The 16,525-nt window shown below is 66.4% G+C and carries 14 protein-coding genes and 2 pseudogenes; 8 read left to right on the plus strand and 8 right to left on the minus strand.

Features of this window, described 5'->3' with window-relative positions:
• Positions 1 to 56: 56 nt before the first annotated feature.
• Positions 57 to 695: a glutathione S-transferase family protein gene (locus BGI51_RS11205; protein ID WP_133862118.1), complete on the plus strand. Its 639-nt coding sequence runs from the start codon at positions 57 to 59 to the stop codon at positions 693 to 695.
• Positions 692 to 1,639: a Nudix family hydrolase gene (locus tag BGI51_RS11210; protein ID WP_187981176.1), complete on the plus strand. Its 948-nt coding sequence runs from the start codon at positions 692 to 694 to the stop codon at positions 1,637 to 1,639. The genes BGI51_RS11205 and BGI51_RS11210 overlap by 4 nt, the downstream gene beginning before the upstream one ends.
• A gap of 141 nt (positions 1,640 to 1,780) precedes the next feature.
• Here BGI51_RS11210 and BGI51_RS11215 read toward each other — a convergent pair whose 3' ends face one another.
• The 3 genes from BGI51_RS11215 to BGI51_RS11225 are packed head-to-tail and all read right to left on the minus strand — an operon-like array spanning position 1,781 to position 4,316.
• Positions 1,781 to 2,830, minus strand: coding sequence for an alkene reductase (locus BGI51_RS11215; RefSeq protein ID WP_093254064.1), 1,050 nt, complete (start codon positions 2,828 to 2,830; stop codon positions 1,781 to 1,783).
• Between the two features lie 15 nt (positions 2,831 to 2,845).
• Positions 2,846 to 4,009: an MFS transporter gene (locus BGI51_RS11220; RefSeq protein WP_187981177.1), complete on the minus strand. Its 1,164-nt coding sequence runs from the start codon at positions 4,007 to 4,009 to the stop codon at positions 2,846 to 2,848.
• A 16-nt stretch (positions 4,010 to 4,025) separates the two neighbouring features.
• Positions 4,026 to 4,316, minus strand: coding sequence for an ArsR/SmtB family transcription factor (locus tag BGI51_RS11225; protein ID WP_187981311.1), 291 nt, complete (start codon positions 4,314 to 4,316; stop codon positions 4,026 to 4,028).
• Positions 4,317 to 4,511: 195 nt separating this feature from the next.
• Between BGI51_RS11225 and BGI51_RS11230 the strand changes: the two are divergent.
• The 4 genes and pseudogenes from BGI51_RS11230 (at position 4,512) to BGI51_RS11245 (ending at position 10,358) form a co-directional block, all read left to right on the plus strand.
• Positions 4,512 to 5,230: pseudogene (locus BGI51_RS11230) on the plus strand (OmpA family protein).
• A 250-nt stretch (positions 5,231 to 5,480) separates the two neighbouring features.
• A pseudogene (locus BGI51_RS11235) lies at positions 5,481 to 7,618 on the plus strand (putative bifunctional diguanylate cyclase/phosphodiesterase).
• Between the two features lie 186 nt (positions 7,619 to 7,804).
• Positions 7,805 to 8,959 (plus strand): phospholipase D-like domain-containing protein, encoded by a 1,155-nt coding sequence (locus BGI51_RS11240; RefSeq protein WP_187981179.1) that lies wholly within the window; start codon positions 7,805 to 7,807, stop codon positions 8,957 to 8,959.
• Positions 8,960 to 9,053: 94 nt separating this feature from the next.
• A complete protein-coding gene (locus BGI51_RS11245) occupies positions 9,054 to 10,358 on the plus strand; it encodes an acyltransferase family protein (RefSeq protein ID WP_187981180.1) in 1,305 nt (434 codons plus the stop codon).
• Here BGI51_RS11245 and BGI51_RS11250 read toward each other — a convergent pair.
• Together BGI51_RS11250 and BGI51_RS11255 are read right to left on the minus strand one after the other, a co-directional pair.
• Positions 10,333 to 10,701 (minus strand): putative quinol monooxygenase, encoded by a 369-nt coding sequence (locus BGI51_RS11250; protein WP_187981181.1) that lies wholly within the window; start codon positions 10,699 to 10,701, stop codon positions 10,333 to 10,335. The genes BGI51_RS11245 and BGI51_RS11250 overlap by 26 nt on opposite strands.
• A gap of 74 nt (positions 10,702 to 10,775) precedes the next feature.
• Complete coding sequence (locus tag BGI51_RS11255) at positions 10,776 to 11,177, minus strand: ketosteroid isomerase-related protein (protein ID WP_187981182.1); 402 nt, start codon at positions 11,175 to 11,177, stop codon at positions 10,776 to 10,778.
• A 105-nt stretch (positions 11,178 to 11,282) separates the two neighbouring features.
• On the opposite strand from BGI51_RS11255, the gene BGI51_RS11260 reads away from it, so the two are divergent.
• Together BGI51_RS11260 and BGI51_RS11265 are read left to right on the plus strand one after the other, a co-directional pair.
• Positions 11,283 to 11,870 (plus strand): GNAT family N-acetyltransferase, encoded by a 588-nt coding sequence (locus BGI51_RS11260; protein WP_187981183.1) that lies wholly within the window; start codon positions 11,283 to 11,285, stop codon positions 11,868 to 11,870.
• The gene (locus tag BGI51_RS11265; protein ID WP_187981184.1) at positions 11,867 to 12,751 is read left to right on the plus strand and encodes a carbon-nitrogen hydrolase family protein; all 885 of its coding nucleotides are present in this window, start codon (positions 11,867 to 11,869) and stop codon (positions 12,749 to 12,751) included. Before BGI51_RS11260 ends, BGI51_RS11265 begins: the two co-directional genes overlap by 4 nt.
• 46 nt (positions 12,752 to 12,797) lie before the next feature.
• Here BGI51_RS11265 and BGI51_RS11270 read toward each other — a convergent pair whose 3' ends face one another.
• The 3 genes from BGI51_RS11270 to BGI51_RS11280 form a co-directional block, all read right to left on the minus strand.
• A complete protein-coding gene (locus BGI51_RS11270; RefSeq protein WP_187981185.1) occupies positions 12,798 to 14,318 on the minus strand; it encodes a fumarate hydratase in 1,521 nt (506 codons plus the stop codon).
• Positions 14,319 to 14,548: 230 nt separating this feature from the next.
• Entirely contained in the window at positions 14,549 to 15,523 is a 975-nt protein-coding gene (locus tag BGI51_RS11275; RefSeq protein WP_187981186.1) for a 2-hydroxyacid dehydrogenase, read from the minus strand.
• A 27-nt stretch (positions 15,524 to 15,550) separates the two neighbouring features.
• Complete coding sequence (locus BGI51_RS11280; protein ID WP_187981187.1) at positions 15,551 to 16,414, minus strand: TIGR01459 family HAD-type hydrolase; 864 nt, start codon at positions 16,412 to 16,414, stop codon at positions 15,551 to 15,553.
• Between the last annotated feature and the right edge of the window lie 111 nt (positions 16,415 to 16,525).

Consider the following 16,525-nt stretch of genomic DNA (forward strand, 5'->3'; position numbering starts at 1 on the left):
TCCGACGGGCGCCTGCGGCGGTCCTCGCGGACCGCATCGTTTCGAGGAATCCCCGCATGTCCCAGCTGCAACTCGTGATCGGCAACAAGAATTTCTCCTCCTGGTCGTTGCGGGCCTGGCTGGCCATGGAGCTCAGCGGCGCCGCCTTCGAGGAGGTGTCGATCCCGCTCTATACCCCCAACAGCCGCGCTCTGCTCAAGGCCCAGTCGCCTACCGGCAAGGTGCCGGTGCTCAAACTGGCCGAGGGCACCATCTGGGATTCCCTGGCCATCGTCGAGTATCTCGCCGAGGCCTATCCCGATGCCGGGCTGTGGCCGACGGACACCCTGGCCCGCGCCCATGCCCGCGCCCTGTGCGCCGAGATGCACAGTGGCTTCCTGGCCCTGCGCCGCGAGCTGCCCATGGATCTGCGTCGCCGCCAGCGGCTGAAGTCGACCACCGCCGAGGCGGTGGAAGACATCCAGCGCATCCAGCGCCTGTGGCGCGAATGCCGCGAGCGCTATGGCCAGCAGGGCCCCTACCTGTTCGGTACGCCGACCATCGCCGATGCCTTCTATGCCCCGGTCGCCAGCCGCTTCCGCAGCTACGGGGTGGAACTGTCGGCCGAGGCGGCCGCCTATGTCGAAACCATCTACGCCTGGCCGGCCTTCCAGCGCTGGCTGGCGGAGGCTGAAACGGAGGAGCAGAGCGCATGACTCGTCTGCATGTCGTCGCGGCGGTGATCCGCGACCCCCAGGGGCAGATCCTTATCGCCCAACGCCCCGCGCACAAGCACCAGGGCGGCCTCTGGGAATTTCCGGGAGGCAAGGTGGAGGCCGGTGAAGCGCCGGCCGTGGCCCTTGCGCGCGAACTGGCCGAAGAGCTGGGTATCCAGGTGACAGCGGCGCGCCCGCTGCTGCAGGTGCGCCACGACTATCCCGACCAGGCGGTACTGCTGGATGTCTGGCAGGTGGACGCCTTCAGCGGCGACGCCCATGGCGCCGAAGGCCAGCCGCTGGCCTGGGTGGCCCCGCGTGACCTGGTCAACTACGACTTCCCGGCGGCCAACCGGCCCATCGTCCAGGCGGCGCGTCTGCCAGACCGCTACCTCATCACCCCTGGCGAATTGACCACTGCGGAATTGCTCAACGGCCTGCACCGGGCCCTGGACAGTGGCATCCGCCTGGTCCAGCTGCGCACGCCGGACAACTTCGATCCGCAGTACCGCGACCTGGCGGGCGACGTCCAGGGGCTCTGCACCGGACGCGCCCAGCTGATGCTCAAGGGACCGCTGGAATGGCTGGGCGATTTTCCTGCCGCCGGCTGGCACCTGACCGCCGAGCAACTGCGTCGTTATGCGCCCAATGGCCGACCCTTCCCGGAGCAGCGCCTGCTGGCGGCTTCCTGCCACGACGCCGAGGAGCTGGCCCTGGCCCAGCAGATGGGGGTGGATTTCATCACCCTGTCGCCGGTGATGCCCACCGCGAGCCATCCCGGCGCCCCGACCCTCGGCTGGGTCAAGGCCCAGCAACTGCTGGCCGACTGCAACCTGCCGGCCTACCTGCTGGGTGGGCTGGGCGATGACGATCTCGCCGGCGCCTGGCAGGCCGGCGCCCAGGGCGTGGCGGCGATCCGCGCGTTCTGGCCTACACCGGCGTAGGTTGGCGCTGAGCGCAGCGAAGCCCAACAGGGATGAACGGAACTCGTGACCCTGGGCTTCGTCGGTAGAGCTATCCCAGCCGCCTGCGAAGCCCAAGAAAAAGCCCGCCAATCGGCGGGCTTTTCCTAACGGCGAAGAAAATTACAGCCGCGGATAGTCGATGTAGCCCACCGGGCCCTTGCTGTAGAAGGTGTCCGGGTGCGGCTCGTTCAGCGCGGCGTCCTGTTCCAGCCGTTGCGGCAGATCCGGGTTGGCGATGAAGGGCACGCCGAAAGCCACGGCATCGGCCTTGCCTTCGTCCAGCCAGGCATTGGCCTTGGCCTTGTCGAATTTCTCGTTGGCGATGTACACGCCACCAAAGGCCGCCTTGAGGTCCGGGCCGAGGCTGTCGCTGCCGGCCGCTTCGCGGATGCAGATGAAGGCGACCTGGCGCTGGCCCAGCTCGCGGGCGACATGGCCAAAGGTGGCGGCAGGGTCGCTGTCGCCCATGGTATGCATGTCGCCACGGGTGGACAGGTGCACGCCGACGCGATCGGCGCCCCAGACATCAATGCAGGCATCGGTCACTTCCAGCAGCAGCCGGGCGCGATTCTCGATGGAGCCGCCATAGTTGTCGGTACGCTGGTTGGTGTCGCTCTGCAGGAACTGGTCGAGCAGATAGCCGTTGGCCCCATGGACCTCGACGCCGTCGAAGCCGGCACGCTTGGCGTTCTCGGCGCCATGCCGATAGGCGGCGACGATGCCGGGGATCTCGGCGGTTTCCAGCGCCCGCGGGGTGACATAGTCACGCTTGGGGCGCAGCAGGCTGACGTGACCCTGGGCGGCGATGGCGCTGGGCGCCACTGGCAGTTCGCCGTCGAGGTAACGGGGATCGGAGATGCGGCCCACATGCCAGAGTTGCAGCACGATGCGGCCACCGGCCTTGTGCACGGCGGTGGTCACCCGTTGCCAGCCGGCCACCTGCGCGTCGGACCAGATGCCGGGGGTGTCGGGATAACCCACGCCCATGGGGTCCACCGAGGTGGCCTCAGTGATGATCAGTCCGGCGGACGCGCGTTGCACGTAGTACTCGACCATCAGGTCGCCCGGGACCCGGCCCGGTTCGGCGCGGCAGCGAGTGAGGGGCGCCATGATGACGCGGTTGGGCAGTTCCAGGGCGCCGATCTTGATCGGCTCGAACAGCTGAGTCATGGCTAGCTCTCTTGATTAGCTGGCGGTCGCCAGGCCGCTCTTGCGGGCCTGGCTGGCGGTCAGCAGGGTGGCGATGAGGGCCAGCAGGGCGAGCCCGCTGGCGGCAAGGGGTACCGCGGTAAGACCCAGGCCGTGGTCGATCACCAGGCCGCCGACCCAGGCGCCGAGGGCATTGCCCACGTTGAAGGCGCCGATGTTGAGGGTCGAGACCAGATTCGGCGCGTCCTTGCCGAAGGTGACCACGTTGATCTGCAGGGCCGGCACGGCGGCGAAGGCGGCCGCGGCCCAGAGGAAGAGAGTGATTTCCGCCGGCAGGAAGGCATGACCGGTCCAGCGCAGCGCGGCGGAGGTCAGCGCCAGGGCGACGAAGATGCCTACCAGGCTGGTAGTCAGGCGCCAGTCGGCCAGGCGGCCGCCGACGAAGTTGCCCAGGGTCAGGCCCAGGCCGATCAGCAGCAGGGTGCCGGTCACGCCGCGCGGCGAGACACCGGTGACTTCCTGCAGCAGCGGCGCCACATAGGTGAAGAGGGCGAACATGGAGGCGGCGAAGAACACCGTCATCGACAGCGCCAGCCAGAAGCCCAGGCCGCGCAGGGCGAGCAGCTCCCGGCGCAGGTCTGCGCGCGGCTGGTTGCGGTCGGCCGGCAGTACCCGCCAGAGCCCGATCAGGGCGACCACGCCGATCATTACCACCGCCCAGAAGGTCGAGCGCCAGCCGGCCGCCTGGCCCAGGGCGGTACCCAGGGGCACGCCCAGCACATTGGCCAGGGTCAGACCGGTGAACATCAGGGCCACCGCCGAGGCGCGGCGATTCTCCGGGACCAGGCTCGCGGCGACGACCGCGCCGATACCGAAGAAGGCGCCATGGCAGAGGGCGGTGACCACCCGCGCCAGCATGAGCATGTTGTAGCCGCTGGCCACCGCGCAGAGCAGGTTGCCGACGATGAAGATGCCCATCAGGGCGAGCAGGGCGCGCTTGCGCGGCCAGTGGGCCGTGGCCAAGGCCATGAAGGGCGCGCCGACGGCTACACCCAGGGCATAGCCGGTGACCAGCCAGCCGGCGCTGGGGATGGACACGCCGAGATCGGCGGCGACGTTGGGCAGCAGGCCCATGATGACGAATTCGGTGGTGCCGATGGCGAAAGCGCTCAGCGCCAGCACGATGAGAGAAGCGGGCATCAGGATTCCTTGCAGACTAGAGTTCGCGAGCGAGACGTTGCACAAAGGCCTGGATGGCGGCCTCGTCGCGTTGATAGAACACCCATTGGCCGATGCGCCGCGTAGTGACCAGGCCGGCCCGGGTCAGTACCGCCAGGTGCGCCGAGACCGTCGACTGCGACAGCCCGGCACGGGCCTCGATCTGCCCGGCGCAGACGCCCGTGCCCAGGTCATGGTCCTGGTGCGGGAAGTACCGCCGGGGATCGCGCAGCCAGTCGAGGATCTGGCGACGCAGAGGATTGGCCAGGGCTTTGAGGATCTCGTCCATCACGGTCGCATCGTCATATTGGGTTGTAGCGAACCTTAGATCGTGAAAAATCGATATGCAAGCTATCCATCTTCGATTCTGCCTATCGTGTGTTTAGAGGCTCACTATCGCGATAAGTGTCCAGGGGCGCCGCTTCGTTCAGTTGCGATTCAGATCACGCGGCTAGAATTGCCGGGTGCGGCCCCATTCGCCGCAATGGATCTTCAAGGAGTAAAGACATGGCGCTGCCCACCCGTATCCTTCTCGCCAGCCTGGCCCTGGCCACCCTGGCTGGATGCGCTTCCCCCAATCCCTACGAAAATCAGGGTCAGGCCAGCGGTGGCACCTCCAACACCGCCAAGTACGGTGGCCTGGGCGCTCTCGCCGGCGCCGTCGCCGGTGCTGCCATCGATCACAATCATCGGGGCAAGGGTGCGCTGATCGGCGCCGCGGCCGTGGGCGCAGCGGCAGCGGGCTATGGCTATTACGCCGACCGCCAGGAAGCCGAATTGCGCCGGCAGATGGAAAACACCGGCGTCGAGGTGCAGCGCCAGGGCGATGACATCAAGCTGATCATGCCCGGCAACATCACCTTCGCCACCGACTCGGCCGACATCGCCAACAGCTTCTACAAGCCGCTGAACGACCTGGCCAATTCCTTCAAGCAGTTCGATCAGAACAGCATCGAGATCGTCGGCTATACCGACAGCACCGGCAGCCGCGCCCATAACGTCGAGTTGTCCCAGCGCCGGGCGCAGAACGTCGCCGGCTACCTGACCGCCCAGGGCGTACCCGCGGCGCGGCTGAGCACCCGCGGCGCCGGTCCCGATGCGCCCATCGCCAGTAACGCCACCGCCGACGGCCGGGCGCAGAATCGTCGCGTCGAGGTCAATCTGCGTCCCCTGCCCGGAGCGACCGGCACCCCCGCCCAGTAATGACCGCTCGTCGCCCGTGAACCGCAGTTTCCACGCCCTCGTGAAGGGCGGCGGAAACTGCTTTTCCATTTTGCGCTCTGATAGACGTCGCAAAGGCCTCCTCCTGTCAAATGGCAGGCGGCAGGCGCCTGTCCGGCTGCTACGCTAGTAGGGTTGGAGCGACACATCGCATAACGGACACGAAGGGAAGGGGTAGCCAGCCGCCCATGGCTGCTGCACGGCGGCAGAAGCCGCGGGGAGAAAAGGCTTGATGGAGTGCCCGTTACCGCAGTCAGAGCAAGGCCCGGTGTTGCTGGTGGTGGACGACCGCCAGGAGAACCTGTTCGCCATGCAGGCCGTGCTGGAGGTCGGAAATTGGCGAGTGATCACCGCTGCCTCGGGTGAGCGTGCCCTGCAACACCTGCTGGACGAAACCGTGGACCTGGTCCTGCTCGACGTCCAGATGCCGATCATGGACGGCTTCGAGGTGGCGCGCATCATGCGCAGCAACCTGCGTACCCGCTTCACCCCGATCATCTTCGTTTCCGCCGAGGCCCACTCCTACGAATCGGTGCTGCGTGGCTATGCCACCGGCGCGGTCGACTATCTGCTCAAGCCCGTCGATCCCAATATCCTCCGCCACAAGGTGCGCTCGCTGCTCGATCACGAGCGCAATCGTCGCGAGTTGCTGCAGGCCACCCAGCAGCTGGAGCTGGCCAAGTCCTTCAGCGACTCGCTGCTCGACAATGCCGCCGAGGGCATCCTCACCGTCAACGAGCAGGGCCGGGTGACCTTCGCCAACGCCGCCATCGCCCGCATGTTGCGCTGCAGCGTCAGTGACCTGGTGCATGCCAACTTCCTCGACTTCCTCGAAGGGGGCAGCGGTCTCGACGACTGGCAGACCTCGCCCTTCATGGAACACTACGACCGCCGCGAGACCTATCGCCTGCACGACGCCCGCCTGCGCACCAATCGCGGCGACAGCCTGCCGGTGGCGCTGTCCTGCGCACCGCTGCCGCGCATGCAGCGGGCCATGGTCATCATCGCCCTGGACATGTCGCGCATGCGCGAGTTGCAGGACCAGCTCGAATCCCAGGCCGTCACCGATGCCCTGACCGGGCTGCTCAATCGCCGCGGCTTCAACCAGACCCTGGAAGCGGCGCTGGCGCGCAGCGGCCGCAACGGCAAGCGCATGGCCGTGCTCTACATCGATCTCGACGGTTTCAAGCGCATCAATGATTCGCTCGGCCACGAGGCCGGGGATCGGGTGCTGTGCATCGTTGCCGAGCAGCTCAAGAGCTGCATGCGCCCCTACGACATCCTGGCCCGCATGGGCGGCGACGAATTCACCGCGCTGCTCGATTCCCTCGAACATCCCGAGGATGCCGCCCGCGTCGCCGAGAAGCTGCTGGAGCTGCTGGCCACGGTGCATCGCATCGACGGCATGGAGGTCAGCCTGGGCGCCAGCATTGGCATCGCCAGCTATCCCGATTGCGGCCATACCGTGGACGGCCTGCTGAGATCCGCCGACATCGCCATGTACGAGGCCAAGCGTGGCGGGCGCCAGCAGTATCGCTTCTTCTCACCGGAAATGAATGGCCGTGCGCGTTCCCGGCTGATGCTAGAAGAAAGCGTGCGCAATGCCATCGACAACAAGGATTTCGTGCTTGCCTACCAGCCGCAGGTCTATCTGCGCGATGGTCGCCTGCGCGGCTTCGAGGCGCTGCTGCGCTGGGAGCACACGGTGGCCGGCAAGGTCTCGCCCAGTGTCTTCATCCCGTTGCTGGAAGAAACCCGGCTGATCAACCGCATCGGTGACTGGATCTTCCGCGAAGGCGCCACCAAGCTGCAGTCCCTGCAGGAGATCTACGGCGACGAACTGTTGCTGAGCATCAACCTCAGCCCCGTGCAGTTCGGCATGCCGCAATTGGCGGAGAGCCTGCGCCAGATCATCGAGACCCATGGGCTGCAACCCAGGCAGCTGGAAATCGAGGTGACCGAGTCGGCGCTGATGCACGACATCGACTACACGCGGGCGCAGCTGTCGCAACTGCGTGCCCTCGGTGTGCGCATCGCGGTGGACGACTTCGGCACCGGCTATTCCTCGCTGGCGTACCTGCGCCACTTCGAGCTGGATACCCTCAAGATCGATCAGCTGTTCATCGCCAACATGCTCGATTCCTCGCGTGACGCCGCCATCGTCAGCACCATCCTCGAGCTGGGCCGCAATCTGGATCTGGAAGTCATCGCCGAAGGCGTGGAGACCCTGGAGCAGCGTGACTGGCTGATCGAGCACGGCTGCGAGATCATGCAGGGCTTCCTGGTTTCCCGACCGCTGAGCGCCGAGGTGACCGGACGCTTCCCCAGCAGGTGGACTGGGCCGCCAAGCGGCCCGAGCCAACGCTCTAGGCGCCCTGAGGGCCTGCGCCAGCAGCGAGCAGCCGCCGTCCATCGGCGCAGGCCGCGGGCCAGGCGACGTGCCAGAGCTGGCGGGACTTCCCGGGCCGGCACCTGGCCAGCCAAACCACGCACGCCACTGAACGAACACCCGTCCGTGCCTTCTTATGCAAGGGCCACAGGCACGGAGTAGGAAGCATGCGGGGCGCCGTCTTTCCATGGCGGGAAAACAACAGGTTCGAATTGCTGGTGGACGGCGGTCGGTTCTTTCCGGCCATGCTCGAATCCATCGCTGGCGCCAGTCGCCAGATCGATGTCGAACTCTATCTGGTGGAAGCCGGCAGCTGCTCCGAGCAACTGCTCGTGGCCCTGACCGAGGCGGCCCGCCGCGGCGTCGCGGTACGCTGCCTGTTCGATGGCTTCGGTACCCTGCGGATGGATGCCGGCTTGCGCCGTCAGCTGGAGGAAGCCGGCGCCGAGCTGCGCGTCTTCAATCCCGTGCGCTTCGGCCACGGCCTGCACAACCTGCACCGCGATCATCGCAAGATCTTCATTATCGACGGCGCGGAAGCCTTCGTCGGTGGTAGCGGCGCGACCGACGACTTCTGGGATCCGGCCAAGAGCGACTGCAACTGGCACGAGGTGATGGTGCGCATCCAGGGGCCGCTGGTGGAAGACTGGCTGGCCCTGTTCGAGCGCCAATGGGAAGCGGTCGGTCGCCGCCGCGCCTGGAAGCCGCGTCCGCGGCGCGGGCGCGAGCGTCCACCGCCACCACCCGCTGCCCAGGAAGGGCAGGGCCGGGTGGCCTATGCCGACGCCCGCCAGCACCGAGACATCCTCCAGGCGCTGATTCGGGCCCTGGTGGGCGGCCAGCAACGCATCTGGTTCGCCACTCCCTATTTCCTGCCGACCTGGCGCGTGCGCTGGGCGCTCAGGCGCGCGGCGCGCCGCGGCGTCGACGTGCGCCTGCTGCTCACCGGTCGGCACACCGATAATCCGCCGGTGCGTTTCGCCGGGCAACGCTACTACCGCAGCCTGTTGCGCGCCGGTGTACGCATCTACGAATACCAGCCGAGATTCATCCACGCCAAGATGGTGCTGGTGGACAACTGGGTCAGTGTCGGCTCCTGCAACTTCGATCACTGGAATCTGAGGTTCAACCTGGAGGCCAATGTCGAAGCGGTGGATCGCGGCCTGAGTCAGGCGGTGGCGGCCAGCTTCGTCAAGGATTTCGCCCAGAGCCGCGAGATCACCCTGGAATTCTGGCGCAGTCGCCCCTGGTGGAGACGGGCGCGCGAATGGCTGTGGGGTTCGCTGGATCGCCTGGTGATCGGTGTACTGGGTCGCGGTTAGCAGCCCCGGTTGTCAGGTGCGGGTAACATAACCGATCCGGCGCTGTTGGCCGGACCCATCGTCCCGCGGACGAGGCCAGACGAGTAACGCCTTAGTGCAGACTTTAGATAAACATCGCTTCATCGGTCTGGAGTGGCTCAGGTTCCTGATGGGTTTCTATGTGGTCGTCTACCACACCATCCATTTCTATCCCGAGCGCAAGACCATCCCCCTGCTGGACGAGATCACCAGCATGGGCTTCTTCGCCACCAGCACCTTCTTCGTGCTCTCCGGCTTTCTGCTCGCCCATGTCTATTGCGGTCGCGGCAGCCTGCGCGAGCCGGCGCGCAGCTTCTGGGTCAAGCGTTTCGCCAATCTCTATCCGATCCACATCTTCGCCCTGCTGCTGGCGATGGCGGTGGTGACCTGGATCGGCAGTCTGGGTATCCCGCCGGGCGCCGCCACGGCCAGTATCCGCTTCGTGGTGTTCGACACCAACGAACCCCTGGCGCGAACCAACCCCGAGCTGTTCCAGCACTTCATGAGCAACGCGGAGCTCGCCTTCAACGCCGTGCTGCAGCTGTTCATGCTGCAGGCGTGGAATCCCTATTACCTGACCTTCAACGCGCCCCTCTGGTCGATCTCGGCGCTGTTCTTCTTTTATCTGACCTTTCCCAAGCTGGCCCCGCGACTGATGACCAGCGAGCGTCCCTGGCAGCTGTTGCTGCTGGTCTGGGTGCTCTATCTGATTCCGCCGCTGCTGGTGATCGCCAACCAGAACTATGGCATGCCCTTCACCGGCCTTCTGCAGCGGGTGCCCCTGTTCCGCTTGCCGGAATTCCTCGCCGGCATCCTGCTGTATGCCGTCTTTCGTCGCCAGCACGCGCGGGGCTGGGCGCCGTCGGAACGGCAGCGGCTGTTGCTGGCGAGCTACCTGATCCTGAGTTTCGCCCTGGGTACGGCACTCTTCACCCATGGGCCCAAGTTCTGGTACTTCCTGTTCCATAACGGCCTGTTCCTGCCGTCGCAACTGATCCTGGTTTATCTGGCCGCGCTGGCTCAGGAACCGGCCAGTGAGCGCATCCGCCACTGGTCGCCGCGACTCGGCGGCGCTTCGCTGTCGATGTTCGCCCTGCATGTGCCCCTGTCGGGGATCTACATGACCCTGGAGCAGCTGATCGGCGGCGATCTCAAGGCCTGTCTGAGCGGCAATCGCGAAGTCTGCATCGCCGCCGCCGGGGCCTATACCAACTCCATCGCCTGGTACTGGCTGTTCCTGCTGTCAGTGGTGGTGCTCTGCGTGCTGTTCCAGGAGCGGCTCGTGGTGCCGACTCGCAAGCGCATTCTCAAGGTGCTGCTGCCGCGCCTGGCGCCGCAGCAGCAGCCGCCCCAGGCTAGCGGCGGAAGCCTTCGGCCATGACGAAGAAGCGCGCATTCAGCGCCGCCAGCGGCGCGCGTAGCTGCTCCAGCTGATCGGCCGCACCGAACACCTCGAAGCGTTCCAGGGTGGCGATGGCCTGGGCCTGCTCCAGCAGATCGCCGACGTTGTCCAGGTGGGCCAGCAGCGCCTGGGCATCGCGATAGCCTTCGCGGCAGCGCGCCGTGGCGCCGTCGTAGCAGAAGCCATAGTAGAGGCAGCCGGGTTCGCTCTGGGTGCGCTGCAGCATGGCCACGCCCAGGCGCTTGAAGGCCTCGAGCTGATCGGGTTGGACGGCGAAGACGGGGGCCAGGCTGCAGACGGAATCGCTGGGAAGAGTGGGCATGGAAACTCCTGGGTCAGGGGTGGTCTCCATGCGACCCCTGCCGAGGGGACGGCGCTCCCGTCAACTGACGGACGTCAGCCGCCGACCTGGGCGATCCAGTCGTTTAGGTTGTAGTAGTTGGTTACCCGCGCCACCTTGCCGTCGCGGATCTCGAAGAAGGCCCCCACCGGCAGGCGATAGGTCTGGCCGTTGGCCGGCGGCAGGCCTTCATCGCTGGCCAGGTACTCGCCATGGATGACGAATTCGGCGGCGGCGCGGCGCCCGCTGGGTTCGGCCATGACGACCAAATCGGTCAGGCGTTCGCGATAGCAGCGATTCATGTGTGCCATGAAGGCCGCGAAGGCGGCCTTGCCCACCTGACGCTCGCCCTGGTTGATGTCGTGGACCACATCATCGGTGAGCAACTCCAGAAAGATGTCCATATCGCCGGCATTGAAGGCGGCGTAGTAGGCGTCGATGAGGTCGGTCGTGGTCATGGCGGTTCCTGTCGTGAACGAAAAAATGGCCTTGCCCGCACATGGTAGGGTGCCGCTACGCGGCCGACATAGCCATTCACGTCTCCTGCTTAACCAGAAGAGTCCATGGACATCCAACTCCTCCACGGCGCTGCCATCACCCCGCTGATTCCCGAACTCGCCACCCTGCGCATCGCGGTCTTTCGCGAATTTCCCTATCTCTACGACGGCACCCTGGCCTACGAGTCCCGCTATCTGCAGACCTACGCCCAGTCGCCTGACAGCCTCTGCGTGCTGGTCAGCGACGCCGGCCGCGTAGTGGGCGCTGCCACCGCCTTGCCGCTGGCGGACGAGACCGCGGAATTCCAGCAGCCCTTCCTCGCCAGTGGCTGGCCAGTGGAGCGGATTTACTACTTTGGTGAGTCCCTGCTACTGCCGACCTACCGCGGCCGGGGACTTGGCCGGCGCTTCTTTGCCGAACGCGAGGCCCGGGCGCGGCAGCTGGGGCGCTTCGCCTGGTGTGCCTTTTGCGCCGTGCAGCGCCCGGACAACCATCCTCGGCGACCGCCGCACTACAGAGCGCCACACAGCCTCTGGCAGCGTCAGGGCTTCACCGAACAGCCGACGCTGACCACCCAGTACCGGTGGCAGGATCTCGACGAAACGTTCGAGTCGCCCAAGCCCATGACCTTCTGGCTAAAGGAGTTGCCATGATCCGCCTCGCCGCCTGTCAATACGCCATCGAGCTGCTGGAGTCCTGGGACGCCTACGCTGCGCACCTGACCGACCTCTGCGAGGAGGCCGCGGCCGCAGGCAGTCAGCTGCTGCTATTGCCTGAATACGCCGGCCTGGTGCTCAGCGGCCAGCTGCCTCCCGACGAGCGCAGCGACCTGCAGGGCTCCATTGCCGGCATCCAGCCCCTGATCTCGGTCTGGCGCGACCTCTGCGAAGGTCTGGCGCGCCGGCTGCAGCTCTATCTGCAACCCGGCTCGCTGCCAGTCCTCGACGACGACGGCCGGTATCGCAACCGGGCCTGGCTGTTCGGCCCCGAGGGCTGCCTGGGCCATCAGGACAAGCTGGTGATGACCCGCTTCGAGCGGGAGGAGTGGCACATCGTCGGCGGCCGCGAAGGCCTGCGGACATTCGATACGGCCCTCGGGCGTCTCGGCATCCTGATCTGCTACGACAGCGAATTCCCGCTGCTGGCCCGCCACTTGGCCGAAGCGGGTGCGGACCTGATCCTGGTACCGAGTTGTACCGATACCGTCGCCGGCTTCCACCGGGTTAGGGTCGGTGCCCAGGCCCGGGCGCTGGAAAACCAGGTCGCCGTGTTGCAGTCGCCGACGGTGGGTTTGGCACCCTGGTCGCCGGCGCTGGACGAAAATGTCGGTCGGGCCGGGCTCTTCGTCCCGCCGGATCGTGGCCTGCCCGCGAACGGCGTGATCGCCCAGAGCGCAGAACTCTGTCCGGACGTCAGCCAGTGGCTCTATGCCGACCTCGATCTGGACGAGGTGCGACGGGTGCGGACCCATGGCCAGGTGTTCATCCGCCATGACTGGCTGGAGCAGTGGCAAGTACTGGAACCCAGGCGCTGAATGAAAAAAGCCCAGCACTGAGCTGGGCTTTTTCGTGGGACGGAATCTAGATCTCGACGGCGAGGCTGTCGGCGATCTTCTTCTGCCACACCTGCGGGCCGGTGATGTGCACCGACTCGCCACGGGTGTCGACGGCCACGGTCACCGGCATGTCCTTCACCTCGAACTCATAGATGGCTTCCATCCCCAGTTCCGGGAAGGCCAGCACCTGGGAGCCCTTGATGGCCTGGGCCACCAGGTAGGCGGCACCGCCGACGGCCATCAGGTACACCGCCTTGTGGTCCTTGATCGCCTCGATGGCGATGGGGCCGCGCTCGGACTTGCCGATCATGCCCAGCAGGCCGGTCTGGTCGAGAATCTGGCGGGTGAACTTGTCCATGCGGGTCGCCGTGGTGGGACCGGCCGGGCCGACCACCTCGTCGCCCACCGGATCGACCGGGCCGACGTAGTAGATGAAGCGACCCTTGAGGTCCACCGGCAGCGACTCGCCCTTGTTGAGCATGTCGACCATGCGCTTGTGGGCCGCATCGCGTCCGGTGAGCATCTTGCCGTTGAGCAGCACGGTCTCGCCCGGCTGCCAGCTCTGCACCTCTTCCGGGGTCAGGGTGTCGAGGTCGACGCGACGGGCGCTCGGACCGGCTTCCCAGACGATTTCCGGATAGGCGTCCAGCGGCGGCGCTTCCAGACTGGCGGGACCGGAGCCGTCCAGCACGAAGTGGGCGTGACGGGTGGCGGCGCAGTTGGGGATCATGCACACCGGCAGGGAGGCGGCGTGGGTCGGGTAGTCCTTGATCTTGACGTCCAGCACCGTGGTCAGGCCGCCCAGGCCCTGGGCACCGATGCCCAGCTGGTTGACCTTGTCGAAGATCTCCAGGCGCAGCTCTTCCAGGCGATTCTGCGGACCGCGGGCCTTCAGCTCATGGATGTCGATCTCGTCCATCAGCGATTCCTTGGCCAGTACCGCGGCCTTTTCGGCGGTGCCGCCGATGCCGATGCCCAGCATGCCCGGCGGGCACCAGCCGGCGCCCATGGTCGGCACGGTCTTGAGCACCCAGTCGACGATGGAATCGGACGGGTTGAGCATGGCCATCTTCGACTTGTTCTCGGAGCCGCCGCCCTTGGCCGCGACATCGATCTCCACGGTATTGCCGGGGACGATCTGGTAGTGGATCACCGCCGGGGTGTTGTCCTTGGTGTTCTTGCGGGCACCGGCCGGGTCGGCCAGGATCGAGGCACGCAGGACGTTTTCCGGCAGGTTGTAGGCGCGTCGGACACCCTCGTTGATCATCTCGTCCAGGCTCAGGGTGGCGCCGTCCCAACGCACGTCCATGCCGACCTTGGCGAAGACGGTGACGATGCCGGTGTCCTGGCAGATCGGCCGATGGCCGGTGGCGCACATCCGCGAGTTGATCAGGATCTGAGCGATGGAATCGCGCGCGGCGGCGGATTCTTCGCGCAGATAGGCCTCGTGCATGGCCTGGATGAAGTCGACGGGGTGGTAATAGGAGATGAACTGCAGGGCGTCGGCAACGCTCTGGATCAGGTCATCCTGCTTGATCACGGTCATGTACGCGCTCCTCTTGGCGGTTTCTTGCGTCTCGGTCACGGGCGGTGGCGAGACGGGCGCGCAATTCGGGTCGCACGGACCGGGCCGCGAAGGAGCCCGATCGGAGGGGTGGCCTGACACACTGAGAAAGGCCCACCCGGCCAGGGCGGCCGACCCGAGAGCGGCGCGGCAGTATAGCCTTTAAGCGGCCGGACGGCACGCCACCTGGGTCGACGGTGGGCGATCAGCGCCTAGCGGCGGTCCAGGGCCGCCGGATTGACCAGATCGGTCGGCTGCTTGCCTTCGAGGGCAGCGATCAGGTTGTCCACCGCGCGTTCGGCCATGGCATAGCGGGTCTCGTGGGTGGCCGAACCTATGTGCGGCAGGGTGACCACATTGGGCAGTTCGAACAGCGGCGAGGCTTCCAGCGGTTCACGGGTATAGACGTCCAGACCCGCGCCGCGGATCTGGCCCTGGCGCAGCGCCTCGATCAGCGCCGGCTCGTCGATGACCGGGCCACGCGCCAGGTTGATCAGGATGGCGCTGGACTTCATCAGCCCCAGTTCGCGTGCGCCGATGAGGCCTTCGGTAGCGGCCGACAGGGGCACCACCAGGCAGACGAAGTCGGCTTCCCTGAGCAGGTCGTCCAGCTCGCGGCGCTGGGCACCCATCTGCTCTTCCAGCTCGGGCTTGGCGCTGTTGGCGGTATAGAGAATCGGCATGTCGAAGCCGAAGTGGCCCCGCTTGGCGATGGCGGCACCGATGCGACCGGCGCCGACGATGCCCAGGGTACGGCCATGGATGTCGGTGCCGAAGTGTTCTTCGCCGATGCCATTGCGCCAGTGTCCGGCCTTGACGAAGGCATCCAGCTCCGGCACCCGCCGGGCGGCGCTCACCAGCAGGGTGAAGCCGAGGTCGGCGGTGGTGTCGGTGAGCACGTCCGGGGTGTTGGTGAGCAGGATGCCGCGCTCGGTCAGGTAGTCCACGTCATAGCTGTCGTAGCCGACCGAGACGCTGGCGATGGCTTCCAGGGTGGTGGCCATTTCCAGCTCCTTCTCGCCCAGCTTGCGACTGGCGCCGATCAGGCCCTGGGCCTTGGCTGCGGCAGCGGCGAAGAGATCGAGGTTGGCACTGAAGGGGATCACCTCGACGGTGAAGTGTTCGCGCAGGCGTTCCACCAGCTGTTCGGGCAGGCGGTTGAAGACCACTACGTGCTTCTTGCTCATCGATACCTCGGCGTGTGGAAAAAGGGGTCAGGCCAGGCCGGCTGCCGCGAAACGCGGCAACGCGGGATGCTGCTCCAGCAGGGCGGCGAGACCCTCGCGGGTGGGCTCCTGATTGAAGTCCAGGCCCAGGGCCTCGCGGTGGATGCCGGTGGCGGCCAGCCACAGACAGTCGATGTCCGCCGCCACCGCGCCGGGCACGTCGGTCACCAGGGAATCCCCGACGAACAGCAGGCGCTGGGCACCGCGGGTGGCCAGTTCCTCGGCTGCGCAGCGGAAGGCATAGGGATCGGGCTTGCCGTACCAGGTGACCTCGCCACCCAGGGCGGCAAAGCGATCGGCCAGCTTGCCGGCCGCATAGAAGGGTAGACCCCCGGACACCACGTTGCGATCCGGATTGGCGCAGAGAAAGGGCTTGTCCAGGGCGGCGGCCAGGGGCGCGAAGCGGGCTTCCAGCTCGTCCTCGGGGAAGCTGCCGACGCCGAGGATGATGGCCGCCTGGTCGATATCCTCGACGAAGCGCGCGCGGATCTCCGCGGGCCAGCCGGCCTGGCCGGTGCCAGGACCGGAGAGGTAGATACCGCCTGCGCGGAATTTCGGATCCTGCTGAAAGGCGTCGATGGCCAACTGACCCGAGGTGGTGATGCCGGCAAAGAGTTCGCGCGGCACGCCCAACTTGCCCAGTTCTTCGACCATGCCGTCCGCATCGCGAGAGGCATTGCTGAGAAACCACACCGGCTTGCCCTCGGCGGCGCGACGCTCCAGCCAGGCGCGGGCACCGGGAAAGGTCTCGTAGCCGTCGATCAGCACGCCCCAGAGGTCGAGGATGAAGCCGTCGTAGGCGGCCAGCGCCTCGTCCAGTTGATCGAGGCGGAGCAGGGTGGGAGCGGTCATGCGGCGGATCCGATGGCGAAAAGGGAAACGACAAGCCTAACCCGTTTTGCCGAGCGGCTGCCGAAAACACAGACACCGGCCTGAGCCGGTGTCTGTTTGGTGCCTGTTGGC

Origin of the sequence: Pseudomonas oryzihabitans (genome assembly GCF_014522265.1) — a bacterium.
GTDB lineage: Bacteria > Pseudomonadota > Gammaproteobacteria > Pseudomonadales > Pseudomonadaceae > Chryseomonas > Chryseomonas aestiva.

What these genes read in the sequence shown, in the direction of transcription:
- BGI51_RS11205 (WP_133862118.1), top strand. Translation starts at nt 57, where the DNA reads ATGTCCCAGCTGCAACTCGTGATCGGCAACAAGAATTTCTCCTCCTGG.
- BGI51_RS11210 (WP_187981176.1), top strand. Translation starts at nt 692, where the DNA reads ATGACTCGTCTGCATGTCGTCGCGGCGGTGATCCGCGACCCCCAGGGG.
- BGI51_RS11215 (WP_093254064.1), bottom strand. Translation starts at nt 2,830, where the DNA reads ATGACTCAGCTGTTCGAGCCGATCAAGATCGGCGCCCTGGAACTGCCC.
- BGI51_RS11220 (WP_187981177.1), bottom strand. Translation starts at nt 4,009, where the DNA reads ATGCCCGCTTCTCTCATCGTGCTGGCGCTGAGCGCTTTCGCCATCGGC.
- BGI51_RS11225 (WP_187981311.1), bottom strand. Translation starts at nt 4,316, where the DNA reads ATGGACGAGATCCTCAAAGCCCTGGCCAATCCTCTGCGTCGCCAGATC.
- BGI51_RS11240 (WP_187981179.1), top strand. Translation starts at nt 7,805, where the DNA reads ATGCGGGGCGCCGTCTTTCCATGGCGGGAAAACAACAGGTTCGAATTG.
- BGI51_RS11250 (WP_187981181.1), bottom strand. Translation starts at nt 10,701, where the DNA reads ATGCCCACTCTTCCCAGCGATTCCGTCTGCAGCCTGGCCCCCGTCTTC.
- BGI51_RS11255 (WP_187981182.1), bottom strand. Translation starts at nt 11,177, where the DNA reads ATGACCACGACCGACCTCATCGACGCCTACTACGCCGCCTTCAATGCC.
- BGI51_RS11260 (WP_187981183.1), top strand. Translation starts at nt 11,283, where the DNA reads ATGGACATCCAACTCCTCCACGGCGCTGCCATCACCCCGCTGATTCCC.
- BGI51_RS11265 (WP_187981184.1), top strand. Translation starts at nt 11,867, where the DNA reads ATGATCCGCCTCGCCGCCTGTCAATACGCCATCGAGCTGCTGGAGTCC.
- BGI51_RS11270 (WP_187981185.1), bottom strand. Translation starts at nt 14,318, where the DNA reads ATGACCGTGATCAAGCAGGATGACCTGATCCAGAGCGTTGCCGACGCC.
- BGI51_RS11275 (WP_187981186.1), bottom strand. Translation starts at nt 15,523, where the DNA reads ATGAGCAAGAAGCACGTAGTGGTCTTCAACCGCCTGCCCGAACAGCTG.
- BGI51_RS11280 (WP_187981187.1), bottom strand. Translation starts at nt 16,414, where the DNA reads ATGACCGCTCCCACCCTGCTCCGCCTCGATCAACTGGACGAGGCGCTG.